The 12233-nt window shown below is 44.8% G+C and carries 7 protein-coding genes and 1 riboswitch; of the genes, 2 read left to right on the forward strand and 5 right to left on the reverse strand.

Features of this window, described 5'->3' with window-relative positions; translation table 11 throughout:
* Positions 1 to 94: 94 nt before the first annotated feature.
* The 4 genes from MKY14_RS12135 to MKY14_RS12150 all read right to left on the reverse strand — a co-directional run bounded on the left by MKY14_RS12135 (position 95) and on the right by MKY14_RS12150 (position 8397).
* Positions 95 to 1735, reverse strand: coding sequence for a response regulator (locus MKY14_RS12135; protein ID WP_076127424.1), 1641 nt, complete (start codon positions 1733 to 1735; stop codon positions 95 to 97).
* A gap of 18 nt (positions 1736 to 1753) precedes the next feature.
* A complete protein-coding gene (locus tag MKY14_RS12140; RefSeq protein ID WP_076127421.1) occupies positions 1754 to 3499 on the reverse strand; it encodes a sensor histidine kinase in 1746 nt (581 codons plus the stop codon).
* A gap of 139 nt (positions 3500 to 3638) precedes the next feature.
* Entirely contained in the window at positions 3639 to 7196 is a 3558-nt protein-coding gene (locus MKY14_RS12145) for a glycosyl hydrolase 53 family protein (protein WP_340976522.1), read from the reverse strand.
* Between the two features lie 244 nt (positions 7197 to 7440).
* Positions 7441 to 8397 (reverse strand): DMT family transporter, encoded by a 957-nt coding sequence (locus MKY14_RS12150; RefSeq protein ID WP_076104422.1) that lies wholly within the window; start codon positions 8395 to 8397, stop codon positions 7441 to 7443.
* A 126-nt stretch (positions 8398 to 8523) separates the two neighbouring features.
* Positions 8524 to 8672: riboswitch (FMN riboswitch) on the reverse strand.
* 209 nt (positions 8673 to 8881) lie between these two features.
* Here MKY14_RS12150 and MKY14_RS12155 point away from each other — a divergent pair.
* Positions 8882 to 10054: a PstS family phosphate ABC transporter substrate-binding protein gene (locus tag MKY14_RS12155; RefSeq protein ID WP_076278361.1), complete on the forward strand. Its 1173-nt coding sequence runs from the start codon at positions 8882 to 8884 to the stop codon at positions 10052 to 10054.
* 207 nt (positions 10055 to 10261) lie between these two features.
* Positions 10262 to 11764: an N-acetylmuramoyl-L-alanine amidase family protein gene (locus MKY14_RS12160; protein ID WP_076192328.1), complete on the forward strand. Its 1503-nt coding sequence runs from the start codon at positions 10262 to 10264 to the stop codon at positions 11762 to 11764.
* Between the two features lie 48 nt (positions 11765 to 11812).
* Here MKY14_RS12160 and MKY14_RS12165 read toward each other — a convergent pair whose 3' ends face one another.
* Entirely contained in the window at positions 11813 to 12217 is a 405-nt protein-coding gene (locus MKY14_RS12165; RefSeq protein ID WP_076127416.1) for a VOC family protein, read from the reverse strand.
* Positions 12218 to 12233 lie beyond the last annotated feature (16 nt).

The raw sequence follows: 12233 nt of genomic DNA on the forward strand, positions 1-12233 counted from the left end.
GGATTCCATAAGTGTTGGTTACATTTTAATTATAGGGAACGACGCTGAGCCCGAATACGTCATTTAAACAAGGTTTCTGCACCTTTCTCAACCTCTATCCGTCCCGGAATTCATTTGGTGTCATATTGTAGTGTTTTTTGAACATCTTACTGAAATATTGCGGATTCTGATATCCAAGCTCAGAGGTAATTTCATAGATTTTTTTATTCGTATTTTTAAGCAGATAAAGTGCCCGTTCCATCCGCATCCGAATAATATAGTCCCCTAGTCCTTCCCCAGTCTCAGCTTTATAAATCTTGGACAAGTAGACTGGATGCAAATATACATGATCGGCAATGGTTTTGACGGACAGCTCATGCCCCGAATGGTTTCCTACCAGCTCATGCACCTGCTTGATAATATAACTTTTCGTATTCTGATCGCTTTCGGATAGCTCCTTCTGAAGCTTATCGAGCATATCAAACGCCCAATCTTTAAGCTTATCAAAAGAAACAATAATACTCTGCGTCAACAACGGATCTAAAGCGTATTGGTCGATCTTGGAGATGAACTGACCACTCTTATGCGCTATATACATAAATGCATTCGTTATCGATAGAAAGACCTCGTACAGATGTTCACTGGAAAACCGTGCATTCTCCATATCCCGGAACACGTCAGCAATTTTTTGCCTTGCTGTATCCCATTGTTTGGATTCCAACAGATGAATGAGTGTAGGTGGACGATAAAGACATTCGAGCGATTTGATGCTGATCGTCTCCTGATGCTGGCGGTCATCCAAAAACAGCACGGAGCTGGATTCATCATGTGCTGCCAAATACATCGAGCTAAGGCCGCTTCGATAGGCAGCCGTCATCCCCTCTGGAAAGGTGAACCACTCCGTTACAATCAGTGAAATCTCACCCTTGAGGTAATTGCTTACACTAATTCGGAAATTCGCGATCACCGCTTTTAGGATTTGCTGCCTTGCAGCTTCATAGTTAGCCATTTGCTCCAATTCCTGCTGTACTGCCGGCTTTAATTCAACAAGCAGAATCAAGCAATCATGCGGCGCTTTGCAGAACCAGACATGGAACTGTTCCTTAAAAAGCTCCTCGGCAATGTTGCCGATCGCATATTCCATGAGAGAGACCGAATGGTGATCCATTGCGGCATAATGTTTACCCAGCTGAATCAGCAGCATCGCCGCTTCAGCATCCGGCTGGAAGGAGATTTCATATTCCTTCAGCTTAATGGCTAGCGTCCGCTCAGACAGCACCCTGCCAAGAAGCAATTCGTGCATCAGATTAGCCCGCAAAACACTGTAATCGGCTTTGCGATTATACAGCAGCAAATGATATCTATCATGAGCTTCCCATTCGTCTTTCAAAGATTCAATCGCACTGGATACGCTTTTGATAAACTCATCATCACTTACCGGCTTCAAAATATAATCAAATGCCTGCAGTTGAATAGCTTTTTTCGCATATTGAAAATCGGAATAACCTGTCAATAAAATGGACCGAATATTTGGCCATTTCTCGCTCACGGCTTCAATTAATTGCAGGCCAGTCATTCCTGGCATTGAAATATCCGTAACCATAATATCTATAGCCTGCTGTTCCATAATTTGCAGAGCTTCAGCACCCGATGCCGCTTGATGCACCTGCTTTACCCCGATTTCAGCCCATGGAATAGTACGAGCTAAACTTTCCGTAACATAGGGCTCATCATCAACTAACAACAGCTCTATCATTCTTTCCCCTCCTAGATGTCATTCCATTTCATTGTCTGTGTAGGGCAGCAACCACTGCAGTGTCACCTGTAATCCTCCAAGCGGAGAAGGCGAGATGCGCAAGCCAGACGTCTCCCCAAAACGCAGCCGCATTCTCTGATGCACATTCCATAAACCGCAGCCCATTTCTTCATCCATCGCCCTGCTTAGTTTATTTTCCAGTTCTATAATTCTCTCTGGCGTCATGCCCTGACCATCATCCTCAACCGTAAGCGTCATTTCTCTGCCTGCACAGGAACCCGTAATCCGCACCAGTCCCTCTTTGGCGACGGGCTCAATTCCATGTATAACCGCATTCTCCACCAAAGGCTGCAGTACGAGCGGCGGAAGCTCTCTTTTGCGCATTTGCGGTGGGATATTGATCTCATAACGAAGTCTGCTCATCCTCATCTTCTGGATCTCCAGATAATGATTCACAAATTCCACCTCTTCAGACAGCGCAACCAAATCACGTTCCTGACGAGTGGTGTATCTGTAATATCGGGACAAATTATGCGACATCCCAACGACTGCCCCCATATTATCGAGCTTCGCCATACTTGTAATAAAAGAGAAGCAATTATAGAAAAAATGTGGATTTATCTGTGATTGAAGCTGCTTTAAGCGGGCTTCGCGAACATGGATTTTCTCCATCAGCACATTCTCGATCAGCATCTGAATCTGTTCTACCATACTGTTAAACCGGCCGGACAGGAAGCTGAATTCATTCTTCCCTTTAATCTCCACTCGCGCAGAATAATCCCCTTGCTTCAACCGTTGAAAGCCTCCAACCAATAACCTTATAGGCACCTGCACTTGAACATATAATAGATAGGCTACGAGACAGCTCATTAACAACAAAGCACTGATCGCAAAATAAAATAAACGATTAGAGGTCAGGATCGGATGTAGGATTTCAGTCAGCGGCATATAGTCGATCAAATACCAGCCCATTTTGTCCGAATAGACGATATTTACACTGTAGGATTCACCTTCTATTTTGACCGTGCGATTCTCACTAGGCTTCAGCTGGGTCTCTTCCAGCCTGTCTACCAATTCTTTAGCTAACACCTTGTCGGCACTGCGGTTAAAAATAAGTCCTGTTCCCTGCTTATAATAAAAAGGATCTCTTCTGCCATCACTTTTGAATTTATCCAGCATATCCTCTATGTTCCGGCTGTCGAACTCTACCTTCATAACCGTTTTGACTTTTTCCGGAGCGAATTCTGACATAAAAGGTGTAAAAGAAAACCATGAGAATACGAAGCGGTCACCCTCCTGCCCTTCAATCTTCTCCACATGCCAGCCCGACTTCACTTCCCGCTTCAGATCCTCATCTTCGTATAACTTCGCATCATTTTCAGACACCATACGATGAATGGACGGGGAGTATAAATATAGCTTACTCTTCCAATTGGAGGAGCTTTCTTGAATGCTGATTTTGGTCTGAATCCGTTTGATCAGGTTTATCGTATCCAGATTCAAACGCCCTTTTTCCAGATAAGTATCCTTAAGGCTGAGGATATCAGGATCATGGATCAGCAGAATCGGCCACGAGGACAATAACTCCATATTACTTTCTACCTGATTCTGAAAAAAACTAAGCTGATTATTATTCGAAGTATTTAACTCCGTACGCAGCACATCCGTGGTCGTTTTATTGGAATAGAAGTAAAGGATGGTTATCGGGATCAGCATAATGACCATGATACTCACGATTTTGGTAAATAAATTATATCTATACACGTTCCTTCACTCTCCGGCTCAAATGTCATAGCCCCTATTGTACAAACAATCCCTACTTGCGAAAAGATAAATATCTAAAAAATGTGGTAAAGACAGGCCCTAACTGCCTTTTCGAGCACAGTTATTGCCTGTCTGCCTATTATTGCTGCAAAAGATTGAGTATGATGTAAGCCGCTTCAGCGCGTGTTGTATGGGCTTGCGGGCGGAAATTGCCATCTTCGAATCCATTGATAATCCCAGCCTGCGCAAGCGCTGTTATCCCTTCACTGGCATACAACGAGATCAGGTCTTTATCTTTAAAAGAAATAACGTTCACATCCGTCTGACCGTTCACTTTCTCCGCCAACTTAAGCGCACGGTATGAAATAGCTGCCATTTCTTCACGGGACAATTTATCATTCGGGCCAAAAGTGCCATCCGCATGTCCTTGTACAACACCCAATTTCCCAGCAGTATTCACAGCAGAGCTATACCACGCATCAAGGTTCACATCTTTAAAACTGCCTGTTCCTCTTTCTGCATTTAACTCCAGCGCGGACAGCAGCATGCTGACAAATTCAGCGCGTGTAACCTCCCCTTGCGGATTAAAGATCCCGTTTCCTATTCCTAGCACGATCCCTTTAGCCGTCAAGGATTCAATCGCTAACGTGGCCCAATCTGCTGCTTTTAAATCTGTGTACCCCACCTCTGCGTACCCCGCAGCATAAATGCTGAAATGACTTGGATTAAACACAATCTGTTCCGCGGTTGGGTTGTACCGCACAGCTTTGATAACTTCGAGTTTTCCATCAGCAAGTATCGAATAAACAGCAATCCGCTGGCTCTGCTCCCCGAGCTTCAGCTTGTAGTGGAAGGCTACCGATATTGCTCCTTTTTTGAAAACATCGATAGAAGTCCCGTCTACTGACACATGGATGTTATAGGCCGGGTAGTCTTTTGCTCCAGTTACCAATGGTGAAGGCAAGGTTGGCGTAGCTACCTGAACCAGTGAGAGCGTTAGTTCCTTAGCTCCCGTCTTAATAATTCCTGCACTAGCTTCCGTAGAAACCGTAACAGAGGCCGTCCCATATACAATTACTATTTGAGGATGTTTGCCCTGCTCTAGTATAGAACTCAACGGAAGATGAACGACTGCTCCCTTAAGCTCTCCCGTCGATGGCAGAACAGAAATAACCAGTTTTCCATCCGCCGGAAGCGTCGACAGCGCCTTATTGATATCCTCTATACTTAGCGTGATCTCAGCTATGCCGGAAATTCCTGCTTGTGCCTTCACCTGAAGTTGTCCTGCCGCTGTATGTTCGACCACTGCTTTATTTGCTGAATTTACAACGCTTGAATCTCTGACGGTGATGATAGGATCAGGATTAACCCCTGTTCCGGGTTCTTCACCAGTGCCAGGATTCCCTCCCGTTCCGGGTTCCTCACCAGTGCCGGGATTTCCTCCCGTTCCGGGTTCTTCACCAGTGCCAGGATTTCCTCCCGTTCCGGGTTCCTCGCCAGTGCCGGGATTCCCTCCCGTTCCGGGTTCCTCGCCAGTGCCAGGATTCCCTCCCGTTCCGGGTTCCCCGCCAGTGCCAGGATTCCCTCCCGTTCCGGGTTCCCCGCCAGTGCCGGGATTCCCTCCCGTTCCGGGTTCCTCTTCGCCCCCCTCACCGGCCACCGGGGTTTTGAAGACATTTAATGAAGAGAGTGCATTCCCTGCAAAATCGAACATTGCCTGATTCTCCCAAGCATTTCCTTCGCCTACCTTCCAGCCTACACCTTGCACTGGAATCCAAGCTGGTTCCCAATAGAACAAGCCTGTTCCTTTACCATCGGGTACTTTGGACAATACATTCATTACTGTTTTGACCTCAGCCATTTGACCTGCAACCGTAGCTGGGAAGCCACTGCCGTCTAGCTGATCTTGGCGGGCGATGTTATTCTCAAAATTGTCGCCGTCCTCCAGCGTGTAAGGATACGCGGTTTCCGTCACAATCACTTCTTTACCATATCGTTTAGAGATATCGTCCAAGTTAAACTGCAGGCTATCCATCGTTCCGCTCCAATACGGATAAAAGGACGCGCCGATCACATCATAATCAAGATTCCGCTGCGTTAATTCGTCAAAGAACCAACGAAACATATCATTTTTGCCACCTTCAGCAAGATGGATCATAATTTTGATATCCTGACCTGCACCCTCGCTGTCTCTAACTCCCTTCACTCCGCTCTCCAGAAGCGGAACAACCTTCTCAAAAGCATTCTCTTGATCATAGGATTTGCCATCAGGCCATAACAAGCCCCCATTAATCTCATTTCCGATTTGGACCATATCGGGTGAAGCTCCTTTTTCTTTTAGCTCATCCATAACATCTTTGGTATAGTCATATACCGCTTGCTTCAATTCATCATAGGAGTAATCCGCCCATGCTCCCGGCTTGTTTTGCTTTCCGGGATCAGCCCAGAAATCAGAGTAGTGGAAATCAAGCAACAGCTTAAAGCCTTTGGCTTTGACACGCTGCGCCATTTCCACAACATGCTCACGGTCATTATAGCCGCCAGCTTCCTGAGGATCATTCCATAAACGCAGCCGAATGTAATTTACACCCCGGCTTTTAAGAATATCCAGCAAATCCTTTTCTACTCCATTGTCGTAATACTTTCCACCGGCATCCTCAATCGCTTCCAGTGTGGAAATGTCCGCACCTTTTATGAACCCGGATTGCAGCACAAGCGGAGTAACCTGAATATCAGCTGTGGGTTGTAGGTCTGTCCCTGCAACTTTCCCCATTACGCTGTAAGTTCCTTCAACCGCGTACTCCGCTTCAGTAAGGTCATCCCAGGTTACAGGCAGCTGTTTGCTTGACCCATCTTCGTATATAGCCGTTACCGCTGATGGCAATAAAGCAGGCACATCCGTAATTGTGCTGACATTTATACTCTCAAATCCAACAATAGGCGTGCTGCTGTCACCTACTACTGTTACCTTCGCCACTGCCTTCTGCACAGTACCTGAGATAGAACCGCTTACTGTAAAGGTTCCGGGACGGGAATACTCTGCTGGTGGGATCACATCCCAAGCAACCTGAGCATCCTCCGTGTCAGAATTGCTATATACCACAGTTACAACACTTGGAAGCTCAGGGGCTTGCCCAATTTCCGTGTCCAACCGTACTGGCAGAACAGTTTGTATTTCACCCTGTGCCGGCTCATGCGGCGCGCTGGCTGCGGGAACACCCCAGACCTTCAGATCATTAATGGCTGCCCATTTTCCACCGTTGATGCCGGTCAGGTTGACCCTTACATAAGAAACATTCCGCAGCTTAAAAGCATTGTACTGAGTTTGCTCTACACTGCTGCTCTGACTTTTGTCCACAACTGTTGTCCATACCTTATGATCACGTGATACTTCAATCGTATATTGATTAATGTAACTCCATGCATTCCAGATGACGGTTGCACCTGACAAATCATATGCACCTTGCAAATCTACTTCCAGCCAATGAGGAAAGCTCCCGTCATTCGCCGTCCAATGTGTGTTCCATTCATCGGAATCTACTGCGTTACCCGCTTCATATCCTGCAAGCTCACTATCGGATATAGCAGGCTTTCCTAGGGCAATATTCTCATCTCCTGCCGCTTGAGCAGACTGCCCAAACGTAAAAGGGGAAATAAGAAAGGTCAGAATCATAAATAATACAAATGATTTCTTCAATGTCTGCTTCCTCCTAAATAATTTAATCATGGATTATGTACTCAGCAGCACAGTCATTTTGTGCACTCCCTAATTGTAAACGCTTTATTAACTCTGCTATATGTTACGTTAGAAACATTTCAGCAGTTTTTGCAGTCGATTTGATCTAAGCAAGGAGTAAAATCACATACAAAAAAAGATGATCCGAAAGCCATACCGCTTCGAATCATCTTTATATAGGTAGAACCATTCCACTTCAATCTGCTCAGAGCGTTTGTGGTTTGGACTGTTGATTAGATAAAAAGAATAAAGCGACCCAGATCAAGGCAAATCCGAGAATCTGCGGGATAGTGACCAGCTGTTGGAACACAATCCAGTTGATGATTACTCCCGTCATAGGAAAGCTGAGTTCAGCCAATGTGGCGAAGGAAGCTTTGGTCGTGCTAAGTCCTTTGTAATACAACAACATACTAAGAAGTCCTGGCAGCAAAGCTTGCAGCAATAAATTAACCGCAATAGCTGCCGATGCACCAAACCCGCCATGAATCTGCCACGGAGCACCTTCTAGCGTAGTAATAACGAAAAGTAAAGGAAGCGCAAGGATAAACCGCAGCGAAGTCACTGTCTCATATTTCATAGAACCGAGCAGATAACGTCCCATGACTGTCGATCCCCCCCACAGTGCAGCTGCTCCCAAGGCCATCAGACTGCTAACCCCAATAAAGTTATTCACATGTCCGAAAGGGATACTCCAGCCAAAGGTCAGCAGATAGGTTCCTACCAGCGCCAACACAATGAGTGGTCCGAAATTTTTTGGCAAACGTTCTTTAAGAATTAAAGCAGCGAGACCGATAGCGAATATTGGCTGAAGCTTTTGCAGTAACAGCACTGCATTCAAATCCCCACTGGAAAGTGCCATCGTAAATAGAATCGTCGCCCCGGCAGAGCCTCCCCATGAAACAATCAATAAAGCACCAATCTGGCGAAATCCAATTCCTTTAAGCTCCGCCCGGTGACGCCAAAGAACAGGTGAAGCAGCCAAGAAAAGCACCACATGCTCCAGAAGAACAATTTGCGATGAGGTTAAGGATTTTAACAGGATGATACGAAAGAGCGGATCAACGCCCCATAATGCTGCACCAATCACAACGAGCCAAAATCCACTGCGTAGCGCTGATGTACTGCCAACCTTAGTTGATGATGAAGCTGTAACATTACTCATAATTTCCTTCTCCTTGTCGATACAAACCCTCGATAAGAGACCAAAAACCCCCGAATTACCAAAAAGGTAAACTCGGGGGCATTATCAATAAAGACGTACAAGGATAGACTCCTAGCGTCTTTATCTTATGATCCTCTCCCATCCGGACTTTACCGTCGGCTCTGGATTTACACCAGATCAGTCACTTCTCTGCAAGCAGAACAAGTGAGTCGCGGGCTCAGTTCGCTTTGAACATTACCGCCGGTCGGGAATTTCACCCTACCCCGAGAATCTTGTATTCCGTTGTTTTTTTCACAATCTCAGAATAAACCTCTTCTTGCCATTCGTCCAGTACTTTATGAAAATGTACACATTACTTTCATGTTTCGCAGCATTTTATTACATGTTTGTTCGTAATTGTTCTACTGCTTCATCCAAAAAACTTCTGTATAATGAAATTATGCTGATTTTTCCATAGTTTAGTAATCATGTCGAGGAGGTTGTTATGAAAGAAGCATTCTGGACGAAATTATTGTTCTCCATTTTTGCCGTTGGAGGAATAGCTTTTTTAGGATTCATAGGTGCTATAATTACTGCGCTTTACGGAGGACTGCTGTTTTATACCCCACTTGTGGCGATCTTAGCGATCGTATTAGCCATCTATGTTGTACTCATCATATTTAATGTATTGTCCCGAAGAACAAGCAATATTGTATTGTTATCTATCCTCGGACTTAGTCTGCTCGCGACCGCAGGATATGAAATCAAGCAAGCGTACGTCAACAGAATTGCCATGGTCGATGATCGGGAGGTTAATCTGCTACAGTATGAACCCTTTGCTGAGAAGACCAAAGCAGTGAATCTGGACGAACCTTCTTCCTATCATATCGATAGCGATCTCCCAAGATTGGACGGCGCAACCGCACTTTATCCACTGTATTCAGCTTTCGTTCAATCTACTTATCCTGAGGGTTATTATAATCCGTATGATTTTCAAACAAGTCAAGTAATTTGCAGCAGCACGCCTGAAGCTTACAAGAGATTAATTGAAGGAGAAACCGATATTATATTTGTAGCGGCTCCGTCAATTGCACAACAAAAAGAAGCTAAAAGAAAAGGTGTCGAACTGAAGCTTACGCCGATCGGCCGCGAGGCCTTCGTATTTTTTGTAAACAAACGAAACGACGTAACCGGACTGTCCACCGCTCAACTTAAAGATATTTACGCAGGCAAGGTCACAAATTGGAAAGATGTAGGCGGAGCTAATAACCGAATCCGTGCTTTTCAACGGCCTGAAGATAGCGGAAGCCAGACGATGTTGCAAAAGTTTATGAAGGACACTCCACTCATGAAGCCGCCTCAAGAAGACGTAGCGGATATTATGAGCGGTATCATTCAACAAACCTCCAGCTATCGTAACTATAAAAATGCACTGGGCTACAGCTTCTTATTTTACGCCTCAGAAATGAATCGAAACGGGGAAATAGCCCTGCTGGCCATCGATGGTATCCAACCAGACAAGGAAAGTATTCGTAGTGGACAGTACCCTTTGGCAACAGTATTTTATGCAGTGACCGCGGGAAGCGACAACCCTAATATTCAGCCCTTTCTGGATTGGATTCAATCTGCTCAAGGTCAGAAATTGGTAGAGAAAACAGGTTATACATCGTTAAAATAAAATCTCTCTAGCAAATGAGAGCTATCCCAAATGTTTGGGAAGGCTCTTTTTCTATTTTTATACCGAAAATTTTCCTTTTTATCTGTTGTAGAGCGCAACTTTTGGAAACTATTGTCGTTTATACTTTATACGAGCCTTAAACGGCATCAAAGGAAGAAAAAGTAAGAATTGCTAGAGACCAATAAACGGGGATGGTAGGGATTGCAGATGAAAAAGTTTGGTTTTTTGGCGTTACTGCTGCTTTTGTTGGTGCTGGTTCATCCAGGAACTGGTTATGCCGGCTCTGCGGAAACACACATCAACCTAGACGGCAACGATCTTAAGATTTCAAAAGAGGCACAGGTACAAATTGTAAATGGCAGTGTAATGGTTCCTCTTCGTGTTGTTGCGGAACAGCTTGGTTATACCGTGAAATGGGATAATGTGACCAAGACGGCGATCATTGAGCAAAAGGGAACTACTTTAAAGCTGATCGTGGATAATACGATGGCAGAAGCTTCAGGGAAACAAGTCAAACTGGACAATCCTCCGTTTCTCAGTGGCAGCACAACCCTTGTTCCTTTAAGATTTGTTGGGGAACAGACAGGAACTACTGTCGGTTGGGACAATGTAACCAAAACCGTATATTTAACCTCTCCAGTACCTGAGATTGGGGGAAGCGATCCGGAAATTACGGTTCCACAACCCACTCCAACAGCACCTTCAGACAACGGATCAAACGGGAATACAGCAAATGAAGGGAATAGCTCAGTAGCTACAGTCACCAATCTAAGCTTCATCGATAACCAGCTGGTTATTGCAGTGAACGGCAGTATAAAACCTACCGTGTTCACTATGACAGACAAAGACCGAATTGTCGTGGATTTACCGAATACTGGCTTTGGAACCGACTTCCATCAGAATCTGTCCGTAGGAAAGAACCAAAGCGGACAGTTAACGGTTACTGACTATCCTAATGTCTCTGCCGTTCGCTATTCATTATTCAGCAGTTCCCCATCTACCATTCGGATCGTAATTGATCTAAACAGCGCTAATAGCTACAGTCTGATAAATGCTAATGATGGACTTATTATTGTGGATCTTAATGGGACTAGCGTTACGCTTCCTGAAACCACCTTACCAGAAGTACCGGTTATAACTCCTCCACCTTCTACCGGCAACACAGACAAGAAGATAATCGTCATCGATGCAGGACATGGTGGGAAAGATCCAGGGAGTTCAAGTGTTAACAAGCTTAAAGAGAAAGATTTCACCTTACCGACAGCACTGAAAATTGCAGAATTACTAAAGAAAGAACCAAATATCGAGGTTATACTCACGCGCAGTGGCGATACATACCCAACTCTACAGGACAGATCTAACCTCGCCAACAATGTAAAAGCCGATCTATTTATCTCTGTTCATGCCAATAGTATTCCGGCGGGCAGTAAAAGTAACCCTAGTGGCACAGAGACCTATTACACACGCAATGATAGCTTATTATTCGCTCAAACCGTTCACAAATACCTCGCAGTTGCTACAGGACTGCAGGACCGAGGGGTTCGTCAAGCTAACTATCATGTAACAAGAGAAACCAAAATGCCAGCAATATTATTAGAATGTGGTTACTTAAGCAATACCAAGGATGAAGCATTGCTGTTTACCCCGGACATCCAAAATAAAATAGCCGAAGCAGTAGTTTTAGGAATCAAAGAATATTTAGGTCGTTAAAAAAATGGGTGTCCCATTAGCCGTTTAGGCTGATAGGACACCCATCTTTTATTCAGTAGCAGTGTTCCAAACACTCATTCGTTCCCGCAGATTCGAGGTATGCAGCTCTAGCTGTATACCATCTGGATCTAGAAAATTGACCGTCCAGCCTATTCCCCGTTTGATTGGTCCTCTAATTATGGGCACATTCTGGGTTAGCAATCCTTGGACGGCTTCCTCAAAATGTTCCTCTGCAATACTAAAAGCAATATGGTCTACCCCAACCACATTATTTGCAATCGACATATAATCAGGCTTTTCAAGAAGACATATCCAGGCACTTCCCCATTCCAGATAAGCATCAGTTTTACCTCTATGAACTAGCTGAAGGCCCAGAATTCCTGTGTAGAAATTCAGGGAATTTGCTAAATTACTGACATTTACGGTCACATGGTTAAAACCTTCTACCTGCATCTTTATTCAGCCTCTC

Source organism: Paenibacillus sp. FSL R5-0887, from assembly GCF_038002305.1.
Taxonomy (GTDB): Bacteria; Bacillota; Bacilli; order Paenibacillales; family Paenibacillaceae; genus Paenibacillus_AQ; species Paenibacillus_AQ odorifer.